Here is a 22,825-nt window from a genome sequence, read left to right on the forward strand (position 1 = left end):
TTCGGTTTAAGCGGTGGGGGAGGCGGCGGCGTTATGCCGCCTGTTGATTCGCAGGTGCGGCAGCGGCTTGCTGTTGCCCGTTGAGCCACACCATCTTGGCGCGGAGCTTCTTGCCCACTTCCTCGATCGGGTGCTCCAGGTCGGCCTGCTTGAACTTGTTGTAGTTCGGCAGGCCGGCGTCGTATTCGGCCACCCAGTTCTTGGTGAAGGTGCCGTTTTGGATGTCGGTCAGCACGTCCTTCATGCGCGCCTTGGTGCTGGCATCGATCACGCGTGGGCCGCTGACATAATCGCCGTATTGCGCGGTTTCGGACACGAATTCCAGCATGCGGGTGATGCCGCCTTCGTAAAACAGGTCCACGATCAACTTCAATTCGTGCAGCACTTCGTAGTATGCGATTTCCGGCTGATAGCCGGCCTCGACCAGCACTTCGAAACCGGCCTGCACCAGCGACGAGGCGCCGCCGCACAGCACGGCCTGCTCGCCGAACAGATCGGTTTCGGTTTCTTCCTTGAACGTGGTCTTGATGATGTTGGCGCGCGCGCCACCCAGGCCGCCGGCATAGGTCAGCGCGAACTGCTCGGCCTTGCCGCTGGTGTCCTGGTACACCGCATAGATGCACGGCACGCCGCGGCCGATCTCGTATTCGCGACGCACCAGCGCACCCGGGCCCTTGGGCGCGACCAGCACCACGTCCAGATCGGCGCGCGGTTTGATCATGTCGAAGTGCACGTTCAGGCCATGCGCGAACAGCAGGCAGGCGCCCTGCTTCATGTTCGGCGCGATGACGTCTTCGTAGAGCTTCTTCTGCACCATGTCCGGGGTCAGGATGGCGACCAGGTCAGCGCTCTTGACCGCCTCGGACGGTGCCACGACGGTGAAGCCGTCGGCCTGGGCCTTGGCTTCGGTCGGGCCACCGGCACGCAGGCCGACGGTGACGTCGAAGCCGGAATCGCGCAGGTTCAGCGCGTGTGCGCGGCCCTGGCTGCCGTAGCCGATGATCGCGATTTTCGGTTGGGTGTCGTTGCTCATGGGATGTCCTTGCGGAGTTGGCAGTGGAGATTGGTCGATAAATGGATCAGCCGGCAGTGCGGGCACTGGCCGGCTGAGCAAAGCGGGGACGCGCGATGACACGGCGCAGGCAACCACAGGCGGCCATGCGCGTCTGGGCGCACGGCGATGTTGCGGATGTGGCAATGATGTCGTTCATGTCATTCGAAACTTTTGGTGATCCCTGAAACGCGAAACCCCGCGCCGTTGCCGGTGCGGGGTCTGATCGAAGCCTTGTGTGTCTGTTGCCTACACGAAGTCTCGTCCCGCACCGGTTGGCGAGGTAATAAGTACGAGCACGAGAAGCGACGCGGCCGACGCGCCGAAGGGCGCGGACATCAGAGCATTCGAGGTGGTGGGGCGGTGCAGCATGGGTTGAGATAACCATCGCCGCCGGTGAGGTGTCAACCCTTGCGGGTGAAACATCCGCGGGCCCGCTGCACGTATCGTGCGAAGCCGCATGGCAGCAGCATGGTTACCGCTGAAACCGCATCGTCTCATGATCTGCAGAGCCGACCTGGATCACCAACTGCGCGGGTTTATCGTAACTCGCACTGTTGATCGGGCGCTGTGCCCCGGGCCGCTGGTATGGTGGGTCATCCACTGTTGTGTCTTGGGGAGTTGCCTGTACATGCGTCGCGTACCTGTCTTGTTGGTGTCTGCTCTGGCGCTGCTCGCGTCACCTCTCGGCGCTGCCGACCGCGTCACCGGGCTGCCGTTTGCCACCCGTTCGGAAGTCATTGCGCCGCATGCCATGGCCGCCACCTCGCAACCGCTGGCCACCCAGATCGCGCTGGATGTGATGAAGGACGGCGGCTCGGCGGTGGATGCAGCGATCGCGGCCAATGCGGCGCTGGGCCTGATGGAGCCAACCGGCAATGGCGTGGGAGGGGATCTGTTCGCGATCGTCTGGGACCCCAAGACCAGCAAACTCTATGGCTACAACGGCTCGGGCCGCTCGTCCAAATCGCTGACCCTGGCTGAATTCCAGCGCCGCGGCCTGAAGGACATTCCGCCGACCGGACCGTTGCCGGTGTCGGTGCCGGGCGCGGTGGATGGCTGGTTCGCGCTGCACGCGCGCTTCGGGCGCAAGCCGATGGCGCAGAACCTGGCGCCGGCCATCCGCTACGCGCGCGAAGGCCACCCGGTGGCCGAAACCATCGCCTACTACTGGGACCGTTCGGTGCCGCGGCTGTCGCAATACCCGGGTTTCAAGGAGCAATTCACCATCGACGGCCACGCGCCGCGCAAGGGCGAGCTGTGGAAGAACCCGAACCTGGCCAACACGCTGCAGCAGATTGCCGACGGCGGCCGCGATGCGTTCTACAAGGGCGAGATCGCGCGCACCATTGGCGCCTACTTCAAGGCCAATGGCGGGTATCTGAGTTACGACGACATGGCCAGCCACCAGGGTGAGTGGGTAGAGCCGGTCAGCACCAACTATCGCGGCGTTGATGTGTGGGAACTGCCGCCCAACAGCCAGGGCATCGCCGCGTTGCAGATGCTCAACATCCTGGAAGGCTACGATTTCTCGAAGATTCCGTTCGGCTCGGCCGAGCACGTGCACTTGTTCACCGAAGCCAAGAAGCTGGCCTTCGCCGACCGCGCACGCTTCTATGCCGACCCGGCGTTTCAGCCGGCACCGCTGGCCAGGCTGATCTCCAAGGACTACGCCAGTCAGCGGCGTGCGCTGATTTCGATGGACAAGGCGCTCAAGGAAGTACAACCGGGGACACCCAAGCAACTGGAAGAAGGCGACACCATTTATATGACCGTGGCCGATGCCGACGGCATGATGGTGTCGCTGATCCAATCCAACTACCGTGGCATGGGCAGCGGCATGGCGCCGCCGGGGCTGGGTTTCATCCTGCAGGACCGCGGCGAGATGTTCGTGCTGAAGAAGGATCACCCCAACGGCTATGCGCCGGGCAAGCGGCCGTTCCAGACCATCATCCCGGCCTTCGTCACCAAGGACGGCAAGCCCTGGCTGAGCTTCGGCGTGATGGGCGGGGCGATGCAGCCGCAGGGGCATGTGCAGATCGTGATGAACCTGGTGGACTTCCACATGAACCTGCAGGAAGCCGGTGACGCGCCGCGCATCCAGCACGAGGGCTCCACCGAGCCCACCGGCCAGGCCACCGCGATGAGCGATGGCGGCGAGGTCAACCTGGAAACCGGCTTCTCCTACGACACCATCCGCGCGCTGATGCGCAAAGGCCACCGGGTGATCTTTGCCGACGGCCCGTACGGCGGGTATCAGGCGATCGCCCGCGATCCGGCCAGCGGCGTGTACTACGGTGCCTCGGAAAGCCGCAAGGACGGACAGGCGGCCGGATATTGAGCGCGGTACGGTCGAGGTTGCCGCTCAATTCCGGCCGCCGCACGCCGCTAATCACGGGATGGAGCAGGAGCCCCTCATGAATTCGATGCAACAGCCCGACCCGCCGTCGCAGGCCCAGACGGCCGTGCTCCCGGATGCGCCCGTGGCCTTGCTGCGCCTATCTGCCGAGGCGTGTGTGGTGGCCTGCAACCGCGTTGGCCTGGATGTGCTGGGCAAGACCGCGGCCGAGCTGCAGGGGGCGCCGGCCTCGGTGGTGTGGGGGTTGAGCGCCGCCGATCTGGTGGGCGAAGAAGGCGTCTGGGCTGCCCCGGGCGACGACCCGGCGCGGCGCGTGCGCTATGTGCGCGACCGCGCGCAGGGCGGCTGGATGCTGTCGCTGCCGCATGTGGAAACCGCGATCCTGCTGCGCGAGGCCACGCGTCTGGCCGACGGCAGCCGGCCGGTGCCGATCTCGCCCCTGCTGCAACCGCTGGTTGCGCGTCTGCAGGCCGAGCACGAAGACCGCACGGTGCTCGAGCGCACCGCGCAGGCGCTGGCCGGCTGCGAACTCGAACTGTTGTTGCCGCCAGGACTGGCAGAAACCGAGATGGGCCGGCGCCTGCAAGCCGGGTTCGGCAATCTGGCCGAGGCCATCCGTCAGGCAGTGGCCTTGTCGGTGCAGATCGCCGCCGAAGTGCCGCCGCTGGTGGCCGAAAACGATGAAATGGTGCGCCAGTCGCAGGCGCAGAACGAGGCGCTGGACGGCGCGCGCACCGCGGTGGAGCGGTTGTCGTCGAGCCTGCAGGACGTCAATGCCGAGCTGGCACAGGTGATCGCGCTGGCCGCCAGCGCCGACGACAGTGCGCGCCAAGGCGTGGCCGCCGCGCATGCGCTGGGCCAGGCGATGCATGAAGTGGAGCGCCGAGCGTCGCGCGCGGGCGAAGTCATCGAAGTCATCGATTCGGTGGCGTTCCAGACCAATATCCTGTCGATCAACGCCAGCATCGAAGCCGCGCATGCCGGCGATGCCGGGCGCGGGTTTGCGGTGGTGGCCACCGAGATCCGGCGGCTGGCCGAACGCGCCGCAGCGGCGGCGCGCGACGTGCGCGCGATCCTGGCCGAAACCAGCGCCGCCGTGGGGGAGGGCGCAGCCTCTGCACGTGGTACCGAAGCGGTGCTCGATGGCATCACCCGCGTGCTCGGGCAGGCCAGCAGCGCGATGACCACGGTGGCCGGGCGCATCCAGGCGCAGGACGGGGAAATTCGCGGGATCGAGCGTGCGGTAGATGGCGTGGTGGCGTTGGGCCGCAGCAATCTGCAGCATGCTGCGCACGTGGCCGAACGCAGCGAAGCGCTGGGGCGCGGCACCGAAACCCTGCGCGATTGCGTGGGCTTGTTCCGGTTGCCGCCGGACCCACTGCTGGTGCCCAGGCACGCGCGGGTCAAGGAGCTGGCCGTTGCCACGGCCGGCAAGATCGGCAGTGCGCTGGCGCAGGCCATTGCGCGCGGGCAAATTGAGCAGGCTGCATTGTTCGCGCGCACCTATACGCCGATCGCCGGCGTGGAGCCGCCCAAGTTCAATACCGACTTCGATGCGCTCTGCGACCAGGTACTGCCCGCTTTGCAAGAGCCGCTGCTGGACGCGCACCCGTGGATCGTCTTCGCCATCTGCGCCAATCCCGATGGCTATGTGCCCACGCACAATCTGCGCTTCACGCAACCGTTGACCGGCGATGCCAAGCGCGATCTGGTCGGCAACCGCACCAAGCGCAAGTTTACCGACCGCGTTGGGCGCAGCGTGGGCGCGCACACCGACCCATACCGCCTCCAGGTCTATCGCCGCGATACCGGCCAGATCATGTTCGACCTATCCGCGCCGATCTTCGTCGGCGGCAAGCACTGGGGCGGCTTGCGGGTGGGCTATACGTTGGAGTGATGGCGTTGACCGGCCGGCGTTTGGCGGCTGTGCGTCAACCCGGGCAACAAAAAAAAGCCGCCGAAGATCGGCGGCAGGGAGAGAGAGCAGGTTTCTTGTTGTAGTGGCTGCAGGCTAACGGTGCGATGTGCCGTGGAAATGTCTGTGCATGTCGCCATCGCCGTGCCGTGTGCCAGGCGCTCGATTGCGTGTTAGCCGTGGCACACAGACAACGACCTCCCGAAGGAGGCCGTTGTGACACCACGTGGATCAGGACAGCGTGCTCAGAAGCGCTGGGTGTACTGCAGGTAGCTGTAGCGTCCCGGGATGGCGTAGGCCGGATCGAACGAGTTGGCCGAGGCGCTGAGCGCGACCGGCGGGTCGCGGTCGAAGACGTTGTTCAGGCCCAGCCGCACGGTCGCATTCCACGGAAGCTGGTAAGACACCTGCATGTCGTTGAACGCAGTCGCCGCAACGTGGCGATAGTTTCCGTTGTCGTCCAGTTCCGAATCGTAGTCCTTCATGCCCGAGTAGTAACGCACGGCCCAGTTGGCGGCCAGATTGCCGTAGCTCCAGTCCAGGGTGAGCGTGCCGCGGGTGCGCCAGTTCGGATTATTGGTGTGGTAGATGCCGTTGTAGCTTTCCCACGCAGAATTGTCGTCCTGCTTCTGCTCGTTGACCGCCACGTAGGTCGAATCCAGCGTCAGCATGAACTGGCCGATTGCGGTCTGCGGCAGTTTGTAACGCGCGGTGAAATCGTAGCCCTGCATGCGTTGCTCGCCGATATTCACCGGCTGGATCACCAGGCCGGTGATGGTCCCGGTCGCATCGCGGGTCACCAGGTCGCAGAACGCCGAGACGTTGAACTGGTAGCACTGCGTCAGGATCTGATTGGCGCTGAATTCGGTGATGGCGTCGGTGATCTGGATCTTCCACCAGTCCAGCGACACGTCCAGGCCCTGCACCAAAGCCGGGCTGTAGACAAAGCCAAGCGTGGTGTTCTTGGACTTTTCCGGTTGCAGATTGGCGTTGCTGGTGTAGGTGAACGGATAGATGGTCTGGCCGGAGTTGCCGCTGGCGCTGTTGTATTCGGCAACGTAATTGGCAGGCACGCCGCGGGCGGCGCATGCGGCCGCAATCGCGCTGGTGTAGGAGGTGCTGTTGGTCGAGCAGGGATCGGAGTAGGTATCGAAACTGTCCGACGCGCCCAGATACAGATCTTCGATCGATGGCGCGCGGAAACCGGTGGCGTAATTGCCGCGAATCAGCAGGTCGGCGACCGGCTTCCACTTGAAGCCGAACTTGCTATTGGTGGTGCTGCCGAAGGTGTTGTAGTCCGAATAGCGCACAGCCGCGCTCAACTCCAGCAACTGCGCACCAGGCACATCCTTCAGCAGCGGAATCGCCACTTCGGTGTAGTAGTCGTTGAGCGTGTACGAGCCGGAGGTGGGCGTGAACGAATTGCCCGAGGTATAGCCGGCAGAGATCAGGGCATCCGGTGAGGAAAACCCGCTTTCCTCGCGGTGTTCGACACCGGCGGCAAAACTCATCCAGCCGGCGGGCAGCTCGAACAGGTCGCCGGTGAGGTTGGCGGTGAAGCTGCTGTTTTTGTATTGATAGGTGTTGTGCGCAGTGAACAGGATGTAGTCCAGCATTTCCTGGGTCACGCCACCGGCCGGCGACAAGGGGTTGAACGGTACGCAGCCGGTAATGACGGCGCCGCCGCTGTCCAGGCACGCCAGGGTGCCATTGACGATGGCCGATGCCCCGAGCGCATTGCTCAGGTTGAGCAGATTGACATCGCCATACTGGGTTTCGGTCTGGTCGGTCTGGTTGTGCGCAAAGCCCACATCCCAACTGAACTGCCGGTCGGCAAACTGGAAGTCGCCTTCCAGCCCGGTGTACACGTGCGAGGTCTTGACGTCCTGCTGGTAGGTGCGCGCGAATTCGGTCAAGCGATGCGACCAGCCCACATCGCGCCCGTCGCCGCCGTAGGCCGTGTTGTACGGGTTGTAGTAGCTGTCGCCGCTCAACAGGATGCCGGTGTTGACCGAAGCCAGCGGAAAGCCGGCCAATTGCTGCGACGACTGGCGGCGGTTATACAGTCCATCGAACTTGAAGCGCACGTTGTCGGTGAGTGCGTAGTTGCCCTGCACATACAACGCGTCGCGCTTCTGTGGTGTCACCAGGTAATTGTCCTTGGCGTAGTTGTAGCCATATTCGGATGTATTGAAGGCGGTGTACTGGTCCAGGCCGTAGCGCGGATACCTGCTGTCGCCGCTGGCGGTAGCACTGTCGGGCAACACCGTCCATGCGCCGCTGGTGCCATTTGCACGGAGGCGGCCGCTTGCCGAGTAGCTGCTGTAGGCCGAAGAGCCCGCGCCGTACACCGGCTCGGCGGAGATCTCCCGGTCGCCTGCCATCACCGCATCTTCCTTGACGCTGGACAAGCCGATGACCAGGTTGCCGCGCTCGCCGGTGGCGCCCACGGTGGCATCGAAGGAGGTGCGCTGGCCATCGCCCTGGCCATATTGGCCAACGTAGGCGTTGACTTCGGCACCATCGAAATTGGTACGGGTGATGATGTTGACCACGCCGGCGATGGCATCGGAGCCATAGATCGACGAGGCGCCATCCTTGAGGACTTCCACGCGCTCCACGATGGCCGAGGGAATGGTGTTCAGATCCACCGAACCGGACAGGCCCGAGACCCAGCGCCGGCCGTTGACCAGCACCAGCGTGCGAGAGGCGCCCAGGTTGCGCAGGCTGACCGTGACCGAGCCGTCGCCGCCGTTGTTGACGGTGCTGTTCATCGTTGCACCGTTGGAAGGGATGCGCTTGAGAACGTCGGCAACCGAGGTCAGGCCCTGCTTTTCGATGTCCTGGCGCGTCAGGACCAGCACCGGTTGCGAATTTTCCACATCGACCGAGCGGATGCGCGAGCCGGTGACTTCGATCTTGTCCAGGTTGGTCGGACTCTTGTCGGTTTGTTCCTGGGCGATGGCGCTCGTGCTGACGCACAGGCTGATGGCGATCGCGAGCGAGCCCCGACGCATGGTCGGGTGGAGCGTTGTCATAGTCATATGTACGGCGGTTCCCGGTAGAGGAGGAGCGACAGCGCGATCCCCGTGAATGACACCTGCATGCGCGCGGCGTTTCCGGCATGCCCTGCAGGCTTAGCGGGAATTTAACGAGCGGGTTTCGCCGCCGTTTTTCGTCAATCGGCGCCTTGTTGCGTGGCCACGCGCGCAATGCATTGGCGCGCCATGTAATGCCTGCGCAACGCAGGGCGTGTGCTGCAGCGACGTGGGATGACCTGTGCGGACATATGTCGCCGCCGGACGCGACAACCTTGCCACGCGCAACAGCAGGCCGGTGCGGGCGCCGCGTCAGTGCGGTATGCCCTATGGGTTTGGCTTGGCGCCATGCGCGCCGCAGGTCTCTGGCGACGTTTGTTTAGCCGCGCAGGGTGCGATGTGGTTTAATCGCCGCAGAAGTGGGGGTACCGCAGCGTGCTGCGGTTGAGATAGTCCCTTCGAACCTGATCCGGCTGATACCGGCGTAGGGAAGCTTCGTCAGATGCGATGGTTCGTGCATGCACGGGCGATCCGTATCGAGCGCCGCCGCTTCGTCCGCACTGCGACTCCTTCGCAGGGCCAGCACACAGGACGAATGCCATGAATGCCGCGCCCACCGTTTTGCAGCAACAAGCCCAGTCGTTGTCGGAGGCCGTCACCCAGCCGATTCCCGGTTCACGCAAGATTTTCGTGCGAGGCTCGCGCGCGGATCTGCAAGTGCCGATGCGCGAGATCGCGTTGACGCGCACGCCCACCTTGTTCGGTGGCGAAGAGAATCCGCCGCTCAGCGTCTACGACACGTCCGGGCCTTACACCGATCCGCGGGTGGCGATCGATCTGGCCGCCGGTCTGGCACCGCTGCGTGCGCAGTGGATTGCCGAGCGTGGCGACACCGTCGCCCTGGGCGGGCTGAGCTCCAGCTTCGGGCGTGGCCGCGAGCACGATGCGCGTCTGGATGCAGTGCGCTTTCCGGCGCGGCGTCTGCCGCGGGTAGCGCGCCAGGGCGCCAACGTCACCCAGATGCATTACGCGCGCCGCGGCATCATCACGCCGGAAATGGAGTACGTGGCGATTCGCGAAAATCAGCGCCTGGAAGCGGTGACCGATGCAAGCTTGCGCAAGCAGCATCCGGGCCAGGCGTTCGGCGCCTCGATCCAGCAACGCATTACACCGGAGTTCGTGCGCGAAGAGATCGCACGCGGCCGTGCGATCTTGCCCAACAACATCAATCACCCCGAAAGCGAGCCGATGATCATTGGCCGCAATTTCCTGACCAAGATCAATGCCAACATCGGCAACAGCGCGGTGTCTTCAGGCATTGCCGAAGAAGTCGAGAAGCTGGTGTGGTCGATCCGCTGGGGCGGGGACACGGTCATGGATCTGTCCACCGGCAAGCACATCCATGAGACGCGCGAGTGGATCATCCGCAACTCGCCGGTGCCGATCGGCACGGTGCCGATCTATCAGGCATTGGAAAAGGTCGATGGGCGCGCCGAAGAACTCACCTGGGACATCTTCCGCGACACCTTGATCGAACAGGCCGAACAGGGCGTGGATTACTTCACCATCCACGCGGGCGTGCTGCTGCGCTACGTGCCCCTGACCGCAAAGCGCGTGACCGGCATCGTGTCGCGTGGCGGTTCGATCATGGCCAAGTGGTGCCTGGCGCATCACAAAGAGAACTTTCTCTACACGCACTTCGAAGACATCTGCCAGATCATGCAGGCCTACGACGTGGCGTTTTCGTTGGGCGATGGCCTACGCCCCGGCTGCATTGCCGATGCCAACGACGCGGCGCAATTCGGCGAGCTGGAAACGCTGGGCGAGCTGACCAAGCTCGCCTGGAAGCACGATGTGCAGACCATGATCGAAGGTCCCGGCCATGTGCCGATGCAATTGATCAAGGAAAACATGGACAAGCAGCTGCGCGAATGCGGCGAGGCGCCGTTCTACACCCTGGGCCCGCTGACCACCGACATCGCGCCGGGCTACGATCACATCACCAGCGCGATCGGGGCGGCAATGATCGGCTGGTTCGGCACCGCCATGCTCTGCTACGTCACTCCGAAAGAACACCTGGGCCTGCCCAACCGGCAGGACGTGCGCGACGGCATCATGGCCTACAAGATCGCCGCGCATGCAGCCGACCTCGCCAAGGGGCATCCGGGCGCGCAGGTACGCGACAACGCCCTGAGCAAGGCGCGTTTCGAGTTCCGTTGGGACGACCAGTTCCATCTTGGCCTGGATCCGGAAAAGGCCAAGGAGTTCCACGATGAGACGCTGCCAAAGGACGCGCACAAGCTGGCCCACTTCTGCTCGATGTGCGGGCCGCACTTCTGTTCGATGAAGATTACCCAGGACGTGCGTGATTACGCAGCAGAGCACGGCATGAGCGATGCGCAGGCGTTATCGACGGGCATGCAGGAAAAGTCCGCGCAATTCGTCGCGCAGGGCGCGCAGGTCTATCGCGCCACGTGACGCGTTACATGGCAGCGTTTCACGGAACGTGATGTAGCGCCTGCTTAGGAAAAGTTCATTTTTGTAATGAAAAGATTGCAGCGCGGTGCGCAAGTGCCGCGCGATGGCAGGGTTGCAAGCGATTCCAGGAAATAAGGGTTTCGGCTGATTTAGCTGAATCGCAGATAAAAAAATCGCGCCAGAAGGCGCGAAGGGTACATCGTCATTATTCGAATTCGTCGGCGAGAGAGAGAGAGCCTGACGCTGCCGCCTGTCATAGGAAGCAACGGGGCATAGCGTAAAATTTGCACCAAATGGATGCATGACACAGTTGGTCGTCGTCCTTTGCTGAATTTGGCGTTTCACGGATTGCGCGGGGCGCTCTTTGTTGTTCTTGCATGCCGACGCGTGTTTTTTGCCGATGAGTGTTCCTCCCGTCATTGCAATGCCATCGGGCCGGCTACGGGTCGGCCAGTGCGTGGTCGACGTTGCCTCGCGCGAGGTGCACGCACCTGGCGCAAAGCGTCCGCTGCGGCTGGCGCCCAAATCCCTGGCGGTGTTGCTGACCCTGGCACGGCAGCCGGGCCAGGTGGTCACGCGCGAGCAACTGCTGGCCGAGGTTTGGCCCGATACCTTGCCGACCAACGATGTGGTGACCCAGGCGGTCACGCAGCTGCGCAAGGCGCTTGCCAGCCACGGCGGGCAGCGCTCGGAGCATATCGAGACCATCGCCAAGACGGGGTATCGCTTGATGGCGGCGGTTGCGTGGGAAGCGCATGCACCTGCATCGGCAACGCTGCCGGACGAGGCACCTGGTTCGGATGCGTTCGAGCCGGCGCAGCCATACGCAGGCGTGGCGTCCGTCCCCGAGCAGTCCGACGCTGTTGCACCACCCATCCGCGCCGCGCGTGGCCAGCCTGTGGCGCCCACCGCTGCGACGCCGGCCGCGCTGCGGCCGCAGCGCTCGATGGCGCTGGCAGTCGCCTGCGTGGCGTTGCTGGTCGTGCTGGGGCTTGCGGTATGGACCTCATGGCGACGTGCCCCGGCGCCTGAAGCCGAGCAAGCGCCTGCGGTCTTGGGCAGCCCCAAGCGGCCGTATCAGGTGATTACCGCAGGCGGTGGATTCGATCTCACGCCAAGCCTGTCGCCCGATGGCGCGATGGTGGCGTACGCCTCGTTGACCCGCGATCGTGCCGGCACCTCGATCCTGGTCAAGACCACCGACAATGCCTATCCGCGGGTACTGGAAACGCCTGGCCCCGGCGTCTCCGATCGTTTGCCGGCGTGGTCGCCGGATGGCCGCCAGATCGCGTTTTCCAGGCAGGCGCCCGACGGGAGCTGCCGGGTCATGATCGCTGCGGCCACCGGGCCGGCGGCCTCGCGCGAGGTCGTGCGGTGCGATGGTGCCGACATGCTGAGTTTCAGCTGGTCGCCGGATGGGCGCGCGCTGGTATTTGGCAGCATGACCGGCACGCACGGCGCGTCCCGCATGCGTCGCCTGGATCTGGCAACCAGGCACTGGCAGGCGCTGGACTACCCGGCACAGGCGGGTGATTTCGATTACGCGCCGCGTTATTCGCCCGATGGGAATTGGATTGTATTTCTGCGTAATCCGCAGCTCGGGGACCTGTGGCGGATTCCGGCCGAAGGCGGCGTTGCCGAACGACTCACCCATGACAACGCCGATATCCGTGGATGGAGTTGGCTGCCCGACGGCAGCGGTTTGATCTTCGGGCGTCGCGTGGACAGCGAGGCGCGGCTGTATCGCCTCGATCTGCGAGACCACAGCTTGCACGATGTGGGCGTGGACGATGCGCAGGCACCGGACGTGGCGCACGGCCATCTGGTGTTCGTGCAACGCAAACCGCAATTCGGCGTCTACCAGGTCATTGGCGACACGATGAATGGCGGCTACATTCGACGCCGCCTGTTTCCATCCAGCGGGCGCGACGATCAGCCGATGATCGCGCCGGACGGGCGCCAGCTGATCTTTGCATCCAATCGCTCCGGTGCGTACGGGCTGTGGTGGGGCGATGTCAGCAAGCCCGGCTCGGTGCGCTTGATCGAAGGGCTGCGCCCGGATTCTCGCCAGGCCGGCGACTGGTCAGCCGATTCGCAACGCGTGCTGGTCAGCGGCAGCGATGCAGCCGGGCATGCCGCGTTATTCGAAGTGACCCCCGGTAGCGGCCAGGTGGTGCGACTGCCTGTGCCGCAGCCGCGCCCGCTGCAGGCGATCCATCTTCCCGATCCCGACCGGTTGCTGGTGCTTGCTGCTGCCGACGACGGGCATACCTTCGCAACGCTGTACGACCGGCGCAGCAGCCCATGGCGTGCGCTGGCAACGCTGCAGGACGTCTCGCAACTACGCCTGGACCGCGTCAGCGGACAGGTGTTGCTGACCCGCCTCAGCGGCGGCGGTGTCTGGCAGGTCGCTCCGTCGCTGGCGGCCGATACGTTGCATGTCGTTGATCCGCAGCAGCCGTCGCGCTGGCGATATCGCAGTTGGGCGCCGGGCGTGAATGGCCAGCTGCATTACCTGTCGTCGACCGACAGTTGCGCTGCCTACGATAGCGAGCTGCGCAGCGGTCGCGGCCAGTGTCTGGATGCGGTCAAGTTCACCACCATCAACGGTTTCAGCCTGAACCAGCACGACGGGACGTTGTATGTGTCGCTGGCCGAAGAAGATGGCAGCGCTATTGCATACATGGCGCTGCCGCAGCATGCCGTGGCGCCAGTTGGCCTGATTGCTAACTTGTTGGCGGTATTGAGAAAAAGTGCTTCGTAAGTTTTTCGGAAAGGCTTCGTGGCAATTTCGGCACAGTTTCGTCAAAACTTCCTGACTGACGACACATTCGGCAAAACACTACGCCCTCTTTTGTACAGGGGGCTGCCAACATGCAACAGGTCATCACTGCAGATCGTGGGCTTGCGCTCGCGCTTGATAGCGCCAGCGAGTCGACATCGACCACCTGTCTGGCGGTCTCGCGACTAGGTAGTATCCGGACCAGCGCGGCGACATTCACGTTGTGGATTCAGCTGCGTGGACGCGCATGGGTGGAATCCAAGGAAGGCCGCTTTCGTCTGCGCGCCAGCGACTGGATCGCCTTCGACAAGGATTCCCATCCCACCGTGCAGGCAGACCGCAGCGCGCTCTGCGTGGATGTCGGTCTGGATGGCGAGAGCCTGCAGTCGCTTGCTGAACTGACTGACGCCACGCTGTATCCCGGCCGTGCCCAGTTGTCGCGCAGCGATCTGCGCATCGCCTTGCGCTTGTGGCGCAATGCTGCCGCACAAAGCGGTAGCGCGTCCGCGCGGCCGTTGCTGTTGCACCTGGCCGCGATGCAGCGCGATTTCATTGCGCAGGAACAGCGTTGCCCGGGCCGCTCGCGCAGCCGTCGGCGTCAGGTGTTCGGGCGCATGCAGCGTGCGCGGCTGTACCTGGAAGGCAACAGCGACCGCGTGGTGCGCATCAGCGAACTGGCGCAGCTGACCAACTTTTCCAGCTGGTACGTCTCCAAGACGTTTCAGAGCTTGTACGAAGAAAGCCCGCAAGCGTTGTCGGCACGCTTGCGTCTGGAGCGTGCCTCCGATTTGTTGCGCGATACCTCAATGATGATCGGCGAGGTTGCAGCGGCAAGCGGCTTCGACAACTGCTGCAGCTTCGCGCGTGCGTTCCGTGCGCGCTTCGGTGTCTCCGCATCGCACTACCGCGACCAAACGGCAAATCCGCCAGATTCGGCAAAGCCACGTAGCGTGACGCGCAAAGCGACGGCGTTCACGCAATCGTAATTTGCACAGGGGCGCTTAACGCGCCACTAACGAACCCTGGAGAGATTGATGAACCTTCGCACTTCCGCAGTGCGGCTGGGCCTGTTGCCCGCCGGTATTGCGATCGCGTTGACGCCGGCTTTTGCCGCCGCACAAGAGTCGACCACCACGCTTGACCGTATCGAGATCACCGGCTCGCGCATCCGCAGCGCGGACGTCGAGACGCAGCAGCCGATCCTGACGCTTGACCGTCAAGCGTTGGAAAAGCAGGGCCTGACGTCTGTTGCCGACGTGCTGCAGAACCTGACCTCCGCCGGCTCCCCGGCCATCTCGCGCGCTGACGCGCTATCGTCCGGCGAAGACGTTGGCGGTTACTACGTCGACCTGCGCAATCTCGGCGCGCAGCGTACGTTGGTGCTGGTGAACGGTAAGCGTCTGGGTGCATCGACCTCCGGTCTGCAGGATCTCAGCCAGATTCCGATGTCGGCAATCGAACGTATCGAAGTGCTGAAGGACGGCGCCTCGTCCATCTACGGCTCAGACGCAATCGCCGGTGTGGTCAACGTCATCACCCGCAAGCGTTTCGACGGCGCTGAAGCCAGCGTGCAGTTCGGCCAGTTCGGCCAGGGCGACGGCGACACCACGCAGTACTCCTTCACTGTTGGCTCGCAGGGCGAGCGCGGTGGCGTGACGCTGTCTGCCGAATATTCCAAGCAGGACCCGGTGTTCGCCAAGAACCGTTGGTTCAGCCGCGATGGTTCGCGTGGTCCCAACTCGACCCCGAACAGCTGGAGCCCGATCAGCCAGAACGGTTCGTGGTGCAATCCGCTGCAGGTCGACTGCGATGATCCGGATACCGCGGTGTGGCAGACGCTCAATGCCGGCGGCAACCCGAACAACCCGGCCGACTATCACCGCATCACGCCGGCCGAGTACGCCAACTCGAACCAGCAGATGATGGTGCAGACCGGTATCGAGCGGAAGTCGGTGTTCGCCAACGTCAACTACGACGTTGCCGATGCCATCACCTTCAACGCCGATATTGCCTACAACGAGCGCACGACCGATGGACAGATCGCGGGCTACCCGTATCAGTCCGGTTCGTTCGGCACTCCGCTGGAAGGCAGCAGCGCGTTTAATCCGATCGGCCAGGATGTCGACTTCCGTCGCCGTCTGTGGGAAGTGCCGCGCGCCAGCGAAAACCAGCTCAAGACCCTGCGCTTCGCGCCGACCTTGAGTGGCTACTTCGACATCGGCGGCAAGACCTGGGACTGGGACGTGGGTGCGTTGTGGAACCGCAACGAGAACACCAAGCGCAGCCGTGGCGACATGAGCCTCATCGCGTCGCGTCAGGCACTGGGCCCGTCCTTCATCAACGGCCAGGGCGTTGCGCAGTGCGGTACCGCTGCAGACCCGATCTCGTTGTCGGCCTGCCGTCCTTGGAATCCGCTGCTGCCGTACAACGTTGCAGGTCAGGGCTCGCTTGCCGACCCGGCGCTGCAGGAATTCCTGTTTCCGACCTTCACCGATACCGGCCTGACCAAGACCACCAGCTTCACCGCAAACCTGTCCGGTTCGGTGGTTGAGCTGCCGGCTGGCGATCTGGGCGTTGCGGTGGGCTATGAACATCGCAAGGAAGAAGGTCGCTTCTCTCCGGATGCGTTTGCGCAGTCGGGCGAAAGCACCGGCCTGGGTGCCAAGACCACGCAGGGCCAGTACTCGCTGGACGAGGTCTACCTCGAATTGAATGTTCCGCTCCTCAGCGATGTCGCTTTCGCCAAGGAACTGACCTTCAACGCCGCAACGCGTTATTCGGACTACAGCAACTTCGGTAACACGCTGAACTCGAAGTTCGGCCTGACCTGGCGTCCGCTGGAAGACCTGCTGGTGCGTGCGACGTATGCAGAAGGTTTCCGTGCGCCGACCATCAGCGACCTGTATGGTGGCCTGAGCAGCAGCTTCGAGTCTTACATCGATCCTTGCGGCGTCGGCGCCCCGAACAGCGTCAACGGCAACGCGGCTTGCAACAATGCCAATGTTCCGCTCGGCTACACCCAGCTCGGTCAGGGCTTCGTGCCTTGCACGACCTATCCGTGCCAGACGCCTGATGAATTCATCAGCGGCGCCAACCCGAACCTGAAGCCGGAAACCTCCACGAGCAAGACCGCCGGTCTGGTCTGGAGCCCGCGTTGGGTGCAGGGTCTGGACATCTCGCTGGATTGGTACCGCTACGAGATCAACGACATGATCATCGCCGATAGCGTCGACCGCATCCTGCGCGACTGCTATGTGCTCGGCAATGCAGAACGTTGCGCAAATGTCACACGCGCAGCCGATGGTCATATCTCGGCGATGAGCTACGGCGTGGCCAACCTCGGTCAGATGGAAACCGAAGGCTACGACCTGGGTGTGAAGTACAGCCTGCCGGAAACGGCCATCGGTTCCTTCACCTTCGACTGGCAGACCAGCTACGTCAGCAAGTACGACGAAGCCGGCCAGGACAGCGCGGGCAACGCCATCATGATTGGTCGCGTCGGCGAGCCGGGCATCTTCCGCGTGCGTTCGAACGTTGGCGTGAACTGGTCGCTGGGTGATTTCGGCGTCAACTACACCCTGCGTTACTACTCGGGCATGAAGGAAAGCTGCATCACGCTGGCCGAAGGCTATTGCGATGCGCCGGACCATGTCGCCAATGGCGAGTCCGACCCGCTGCGTCACACCGGCGCCAACACCTTCCACGACCTGCAGGTCAACTGGAAGGCGCCGTGGGACGCAACGGTCGCACTCGGCGCGAACAATGTGTTCGATCACCGCGGTCCGCTGCAGTACTCGGCACCGAACAGCAGCTTCGCCTACTACGGCGGCTTCGAAATCGGTCGTTTCGTGTACATGAAGTACACCCAGCGCTTCTGATCCATCGACGCGCGTAGTAAATAGAAGACGGGCCGCAAGGCCCGTCTTTTTTATGTGCAATGCGCTGATGCGATGAGGAAGCTGCGCGTGCGACGCGGTGATTTAGATGCAGGGTAATCGCTGCGCTACTCAAGCGGTGCGGCACTCCCGCGAAGAGCGCGCGCAGGAGGTGAAGGTTGCCGAGCGATGCGGCTTGGGAGAACTGCCGTCCTTATTGCCGTGCAGCTTCCACAGCGCGTGAGCGCACCTGCGGTGCGCGTCGGGTGAGGGTCGTCGTCACCCAGGCCAAGGTTTGCAATGCGCGGCCCTGGCGTAACGGCTCCATGCAGGAAGAAACGGCATAAAAAACGCGGCCTTGGCCGCGTTTTTTTTCAGGCATGCCGCATGCGACTAACTTACGCTTCGGTAAGCCCCAGCAACGTGTCGGCCTGTTCGCGCCAGCTTGGCAGGCGCGCGATGACGCCGACCTTGGTCAGGTACTCTTCGTCCACGCTTTCGCCGCTGGCCAATGCCGTGGCGACATGCACTGCGCCGGTGACCCAGAAGCTGCGCATGCTGGAACGCAGCGGATGGCGATGGAAGGCCACCGCTTCGATGATGGGCATCGGCAAGCCCCACAGGCCAAGCAGGTAGGCGCCGGCTTCGGTGTGACCCAGGCGTTCGTCGCCGCCTTCGGCCGGTGGTTCGCGCTCGTCGCGCACGCCCGGCAGCAGCAGGCCGATGTCGGCCAGCAGTGCGGCGGTGGAACCGAGTTCTGCGCTGGTCGGCGGAAGCACCTTGGCCGCCAGGCGCGAGGAGAGCAGGGCGCGGCGCTGCATCGCATTGCGCTCGGCCGGTGTGAGCGTCTGGACCGAAAACACTTCGCTGGCCAGCACCAGGTCGCGCAGCGTCGCCACGCCCAGGCGGGTCACCGCCGTGCGCAGATCGGTAATGCTGCGGCCACCTGAAAAAAACGCCGAATTGCACAATTGCAGCACTTTCGCCGCGATCGCCGGGTCGCCGGCGATCAGCTTGGCGATATCGGCCGCATCGGCGCCATCGTCCTCTTCCAGCGCATGCATCAGGCTCAGGTACAAATGCGGAGGCGAGGGCAGCTTTTCGATCCGCCCGATCGCCGCGCGCAGGCGCGGATTGCTGAGCAGCTCGCGCAGTTCTTCCAGGCTGGTGACCGCTTCGAGCAGCACTTCGGGTGCCAGCGGCATCCGCAAGAAGCGATGCGCCACGCCGATGATGCGGGCCGGCGGCGTGCGCTGGCCGCATTGCGCATCGATCAACGCAATACGAATGGTGTCCGGGCGCAGCGTGCGGATTTGCCCCAGCAAGGTGGCGGCAGTCAGGTCCGGCAGCACCGGGGCAACGATGACGGCGTCGAACGGCGACAGCGCGGCAGCTTCGATCGCCGAATTGCCATCGGCCACCTGCTGCGCCTGCCACTGGTCGCCCAGGTCGGCGACATAGTCGACAAGGTCGGACGGAAGACTGGCTTCGTCCCCAACAAACAGAATACGCAAGACACTTCCCCAGAAGTCACCGGTGACAGACACCGGCCAAACGCTTTCGGCAATGTACCCAATCTGCCGAAAGCGGTCACCGGGATCACGCCAGAAGCGTGATCCCGGTCGCCCCCAACACGCAGGGCAGCATCATGATCGATGGATTAGGGTGCGTCGGAATTGTAGCGTTCCACCGACTCGGTCAGGATGCGCTTGGCCTCGGCCGCGCCGCCCCAGCCATCCAGCTTGACCCACTTGCCCTTCTCCAAGTCCTTGTAATGCTGGAAGAAGTGGCCGATACGCTCCATCCAGTGGCTGGATACCTGGTTGATGTCTTCGATGTGCGCGTAACCGGAGAAGATCTTCTCGATCGGCACGGCCAGGATCTTTTCGTCGCTGCCGGCCTCGTCGCTCATGCGCAGCACGCCCACCGGACGGCAGCGCACCACCGAGCCCGGCACCAGTGGCAACGGCAGCACCACCAGCACGTCGGCCGGGTCGCCATCGCCGCACAGGGTGTTGGGCACGTAGCCATAGTTGCAGGGGTAACGCATCGGGGTCGACAGGATGCGGTCCACGAAGATCGCCCCGCTGGCCTTGTCGACTTCGTACTTGACCGGCTCGGAATCCTTGGGGATCTCGACGACGACGTTGATTTCTTCCGGCAGATTCTTGCCAGAGGTGACCAGTTCAAGGCCCATGCGGGTAGCTCCGAGGCGTCAGCAGTGTGTGGAGCGCGATTCTACGCGTTCGGCTGTTGCGCTGCAGCGACACTGAATGGGCAATGTCCTGACCACTGCGTGCGGCATAGCCCGCGTTCATCACGGGTGGCTGCCTGATCGTTGCGGCCCGGCCGGCGGCGCACGCTGCAGGCTCATCCACCGCATAGGAATTGCCAATGTCCAGGCTTGCGCGTTTGCTCGTTCTCCTGCTGCTGTCCCTTACCGCCCAGATCGCCGCCGCCACGCCTCCACCCACCTTTGTGGACGCGGTGGACTGGCCCGCCAATGGCGAGGGCTGGGAGGCGTTCATCGACCTGGAGCAGCGGCTGGACCGCGACTTCGACAATATCTGCGGCGATACCTTTTGCGGTGGCGACTTCAGCGACTACCAGCCGCTGCGCTTCCGCTGCTCGGTGCATCGCGTCACCGGGGTGGTGCGGAGCTGCATCTGGACCTTCGGCGCCAGTGAGGTCAGCGTCGATCCGCGCAGCGGTTACCTGCGGTCGGACAGTCGGGTGTGGCGCTGCACGGCACCGTTGAAGGCCGGGACCCGCCTGGATGAGATGTATCGCACGCTTGCGGTGGCCAATCCGCTGTTCCAGCCACTGCCGGGCGGCGCACCGCCGATCTATGACGGCTTGATCGGCTGCCTGTGATCGTTGGTCAGGGCGGGACGGGGGCTTGCCAACACGGGCCAGCCCCTTCCACCTGGGGGTGCCATCTTCGTATCGACGATTTCATATCGACGATGGTCGCCGCCAGCCGGCGCCGGCGTGCTGCCGATCCTGAGCTGGTGAGCAGATGAGCGGGTCGGCCGTGCCCTTATGTGCCTGGTCCCTGGGCCGCAGCGTTGCCACTTTCCGCGTGACCTGCCGCGACTGGTTGGTCGGCTGCTTCCGTCGTCACGACCGCAGGTCACGCGACCTGCGGTCATCGCAGCGTTACAGCAGGGGCACGAGCAATAAGGCCACGATGTTGATGATCTTGATCAACGGGTTGATCGCCGGCCCCGCGGTGTCCTTGTACGGGTCACCGACCGTGTCGCCGGTAATCGCAGCCTTGTGCGCCTCGCTGCCTTTCCCGCCGAAGTGGCCGTCCTCGATGTATTTCTTGGCGTTGTCCCAGGCGCCGCCGCCAGTGGTCATCGAAATCGCCAGGAACAAGCCAGTGACAATCGTGCCGATCAACAAGCCACCCAGTGCACGCGGCCCCAGTAGCAACCCCACAATGATCGGAACCACCACCGGCAGCAGCGACGGCACGATCATTTCGCCAATCGCCGAGCGGGTCAGCATATCGACCGCGCGGTCGTACTGCGGCTTGGCGGTGCCGGCCATGATGCCGGGAAGCTCGCGGAACTGACGGCGCACTTCTTCCACCACGGCGCCGGCGGCGCGGCCGACCGCTTCCATCGCCATCGCGCCGAACAGATACGGAATCAGCCCGCCAATCAGCAGCCCGATGATCACCGTGTGGTCGGATAGATCGAAGGCGTACACCTGGTCGGGATTGGCCGCCTGCAGGTTGTGCGTGTAGTCGGCAAACAGCACCAACGCAGCCAGCGCCGCCGATCCGATCGCGTAGCCCTTGGTCACTGCCTTGGTGGTGTTGCCCACCGCGTCCAGCGGATCGGTAATGTTGCGGACCTCGGGGGGGAGCTCGGCCATCTCGGCGATGCCGCCGGCGTTATCGGTAATCGGCCCATACGCGTCCAGCGCAACGATCATGCCGGCCATCGACAACATGGCCGTCGCTGCAATCGCAATGCCGTACAAGCCGCCGAAATGGAACGCCCCCCAGATTGCTGCACAGACCGCGATCACCGGCAACGCGGTAGATTTCATCGAAATACCGAGCCCTGCGATGATGTTGGTGCCGTGCCCGGTGGTGCTGGCCGATGCAACATGCTGCACCGGGGTGTACTGCGTGCCGGTGTAGTACTCGGTGATCCACACGATCAGGCCGGTGAGCACCAGGCCGATCAGTGCGCAGGCGTACAACGCCGTGGCGCCGTGGATGTTGTCGCGCATCAGCGATTGGGTGATGGGCCAGTAAGCCAACGCCGCCAGCACGCCCGACACGATGACGCCTTTATAAAGCGCACCCATGATCGAGCCGCCGTCTTTGACCTTGACGAAGGCCGCGCCCACGATCGAGGCGATGATCGATACCCCGCCGAGCACCAATGGATAGAGCACGGCATGCGGGCCGGTGTCGGCCAGCGTCAGACTGCCGAGCAGCATGGTGGCGATCACGGTGACCGCGTAGGTTTCGAACAGGTCGGCCGCCATGCCGGCGCAGTCGCCCACGTTGTCGCCGACATTGTCCGCAATCACCGCCGGGTTGCGTGGATCGTCCTCGGGAATGCCGGCCTCGACCTTGCCGACAAGATCGGCGCCCACATCTGCGCCCTTGGTGAAAATTCCGCCACCCAGGCGCGCAAAGATCGAGATCAACGACGACCCGAACGCCAGGCCCACCAAGGCATGCAGGTTCTGCTCCAGTGGCAGCCCCATGCCTTGCAGCACAGCAAAGTAGCCCGCAACGCCGAGCAGCCCCAGGCCGACCACCAGCATGCCGGTGATCGCCCCGCCACGGAACGCCACATCCATCGCCTTGCCAATGCCATGCCGCGCCGCCTCGGCGGTGCGTACATTGGCGCGTACCGACACGTTCATGCCGATATAGCCGGCTAACCCGGACAATGCCGCACCCAGTGCAAACCCGATCGCGGTGTACCAACTCAGGAACAGCCCGACCAACACGAACAGCACTGCCCCAGCAACCGAAATGGTGAGGTATTGCCGGTTGAGATAGGCACGCGCGCCTTCCTGGATCGCGGCGGCGATCTCCTGCATGCGTGCATTGCCGCTCGACTGCGCGACCACCCAGCGCGCCGACACGATTCCATAGACGATTGCCAAGACCGCGCAACCCAGCGCAAGCCACAACCCGTAGTGTTCCAGCATGACCCCTCCCAAGAGAATGGATGTCGTCCGGTCGGGACGAACCAAGGGCGATGCACACAACGAGTGGACTGACGAATACGGACTCGACGGCCGCCTGGGCCGTAATGCGCGTCGCGAATGTTCAGATGGCCGGATCGCGG

At 63.9% G+C, this 22,825-nt stretch carries 12 protein-coding genes and 1 riboswitch; of the genes, 7 read left to right on the forward strand and 5 right to left on the reverse strand.

All coding sequences use genetic code 11. The features are described from left to right. Nucleotides 1-31: 31 nt before the first annotated feature. Nucleotides 32-1,033: a ketol-acid reductoisomerase gene (ilvC, locus tag J7360_RS14295; protein WP_017156821.1), complete on the reverse strand. Its 1,002-nt coding sequence runs from the start codon at nucleotides 1,031-1,033 to the stop codon at nucleotides 32-34. Between the two features lie 649 nt (nucleotides 1,034-1,682). On the opposite strand from ilvC, the gene ggt reads away from it, so the two are divergent. Then, nucleotides 1,683-3,392 (forward strand): gamma-glutamyltransferase, encoded by a 1,710-nt coding sequence (gene ggt, locus J7360_RS14300; protein ID WP_209034122.1) that lies wholly within the window; start codon nucleotides 1,683-1,685, stop codon nucleotides 3,390-3,392. 58 nt (nucleotides 3,393-3,450) lie between these two features. Beyond that, nucleotides 3,451-5,307 carry a methyl-accepting chemotaxis protein gene (locus tag J7360_RS14305; protein ID WP_170922377.1) on the forward strand — a complete coding sequence of 619 codons (1,857 nt, stop codon included), beginning with the start codon at nucleotides 3,451-3,453 and terminating at the stop codon, nucleotides 5,305-5,307. A gap of 263 nt (nucleotides 5,308-5,570) precedes the next feature. Here J7360_RS14305 and J7360_RS14310 read toward each other — a convergent pair whose 3' ends face one another. Further along, nucleotides 5,571-8,342, reverse strand: coding sequence for a TonB-dependent receptor (locus J7360_RS14310; RefSeq protein ID WP_209034141.1), 2,772 nt, complete (start codon nucleotides 8,340-8,342; stop codon nucleotides 5,571-5,573). Nucleotides 8,343-8,774: 432 nt separating this feature from the next. Continuing rightward, a riboswitch (TPP riboswitch) is annotated at nucleotides 8,775-8,872 on the forward strand. 91 nt (nucleotides 8,873-8,963) lie between these two features. Here J7360_RS14310 and thiC point away from each other — a divergent pair. From thiC to J7360_RS14330, 4 genes are all read left to right on the forward strand, one after another. Next, complete coding sequence (gene thiC, locus J7360_RS14315; protein WP_057661111.1) at nucleotides 8,964-10,841, forward strand: phosphomethylpyrimidine synthase ThiC; 1,878 nt, start codon at nucleotides 8,964-8,966, stop codon at nucleotides 10,839-10,841. Between the two features lie 424 nt (nucleotides 10,842-11,265). Further along, nucleotides 11,266-13,605: a winged helix-turn-helix domain-containing protein gene (locus J7360_RS14320; RefSeq protein WP_057661109.1), complete on the forward strand. Its 2,340-nt coding sequence runs from the start codon at nucleotides 11,266-11,268 to the stop codon at nucleotides 13,603-13,605. Nucleotides 13,606-13,715: 110 nt separating this feature from the next. After that, nucleotides 13,716-14,609 carry a helix-turn-helix transcriptional regulator gene (locus tag J7360_RS14325; protein ID WP_057661108.1) on the forward strand — a complete coding sequence of 298 codons (894 nt, stop codon included), beginning with the start codon at nucleotides 13,716-13,718 and terminating at the stop codon, nucleotides 14,607-14,609. A gap of 48 nt (nucleotides 14,610-14,657) precedes the next feature. After that, on the forward strand, nucleotides 14,658-17,501 hold the full coding sequence (locus tag J7360_RS14330) for a TonB-dependent receptor (protein WP_057661106.1): 2,844 nt from the start codon (nucleotides 14,658-14,660) through the stop codon (nucleotides 17,499-17,501). A gap of 395 nt (nucleotides 17,502-17,896) precedes the next feature. On the opposite strand, the gene J7360_RS14335 is transcribed toward J7360_RS14330, so the two are convergent. After that, the gene (locus tag J7360_RS14335) at nucleotides 17,897-19,045 is read right to left on the reverse strand and encodes an HDOD domain-containing protein (protein ID WP_209034124.1); all 1,149 of its coding nucleotides are present in this window, start codon (nucleotides 19,043-19,045) and stop codon (nucleotides 17,897-17,899) included. Between the two features lie 113 nt (nucleotides 19,046-19,158). Then, nucleotides 19,159-19,695 carry an inorganic diphosphatase gene (gene ppa, locus J7360_RS14340; protein WP_209034126.1) on the reverse strand — a complete coding sequence of 179 codons (537 nt, stop codon included), beginning with the start codon at nucleotides 19,693-19,695 and terminating at the stop codon, nucleotides 19,159-19,161. Between the two features lie 197 nt (nucleotides 19,696-19,892). On the opposite strand from ppa, the gene J7360_RS14345 reads away from it, so the two are divergent. Next, on the forward strand, nucleotides 19,893-20,372 hold the full coding sequence (locus tag J7360_RS14345) for a hypothetical protein (protein WP_022558530.1): 480 nt from the start codon (nucleotides 19,893-19,895) through the stop codon (nucleotides 20,370-20,372). Between the two features lie 285 nt (nucleotides 20,373-20,657). On the opposite strand, the gene J7360_RS14350 is transcribed toward J7360_RS14345, so the two are convergent. Further along, complete coding sequence (locus tag J7360_RS14350; RefSeq protein WP_057661099.1) at nucleotides 20,658-22,685, reverse strand: sodium-translocating pyrophosphatase; 2,028 nt, start codon at nucleotides 22,683-22,685, stop codon at nucleotides 20,658-20,660. Between the last annotated feature and the right edge of the window lie 140 nt (nucleotides 22,686-22,825).

The organism is Xanthomonas sp. D-99, from assembly GCF_017746145.1.
GTDB classification, from domain to species: domain Bacteria; phylum Pseudomonadota; class Gammaproteobacteria; order Xanthomonadales; family Xanthomonadaceae; genus Xanthomonas; species Xanthomonas cissicola.

Coding starts and splice junctions, on each gene's coding strand:
- ilvC (WP_017156821.1), bottom strand. CDS start 1,033: ATGAGCAACGACACCCAACCGAAAATCGCGATCATCGGCTACGGCAGC.
- ggt (WP_209034122.1), top strand. CDS start 1,683: ATGCGTCGCGTACCTGTCTTGTTGGTGTCTGCTCTGGCGCTGCTCGCG.
- J7360_RS14305 (WP_170922377.1), top strand. CDS start 3,451: ATGGAGCAGGAGCCCCTCATGAATTCGATGCAACAGCCCGACCCGCCG.
- J7360_RS14310 (WP_209034141.1), bottom strand. CDS start 8,342: ATGCGTCGGGGCTCGCTCGCGATCGCCATCAGCCTGTGCGTCAGCACG.
- thiC (WP_057661111.1), top strand. CDS start 8,964: ATGAATGCCGCGCCCACCGTTTTGCAGCAACAAGCCCAGTCGTTGTCG.
- J7360_RS14320 (WP_057661109.1), top strand. CDS start 11,266: ATGCCATCGGGCCGGCTACGGGTCGGCCAGTGCGTGGTCGACGTTGCC.
- J7360_RS14325 (WP_057661108.1), top strand. CDS start 13,716: ATGCAACAGGTCATCACTGCAGATCGTGGGCTTGCGCTCGCGCTTGAT.
- J7360_RS14330 (WP_057661106.1), top strand. CDS start 14,658: ATGAACCTTCGCACTTCCGCAGTGCGGCTGGGCCTGTTGCCCGCCGGT.
- ppa (WP_209034126.1), bottom strand. CDS start 19,695: ATGGGCCTTGAACTGGTCACCTCTGGCAAGAATCTGCCGGAAGAAATC.
- J7360_RS14345 (WP_022558530.1), top strand. CDS start 19,893: ATGTCCAGGCTTGCGCGTTTGCTCGTTCTCCTGCTGCTGTCCCTTACC.
- J7360_RS14350 (WP_057661099.1), bottom strand. CDS start 22,685: ATGCTGGAACACTACGGGTTGTGGCTTGCGCTGGGTTGCGCGGTCTTG.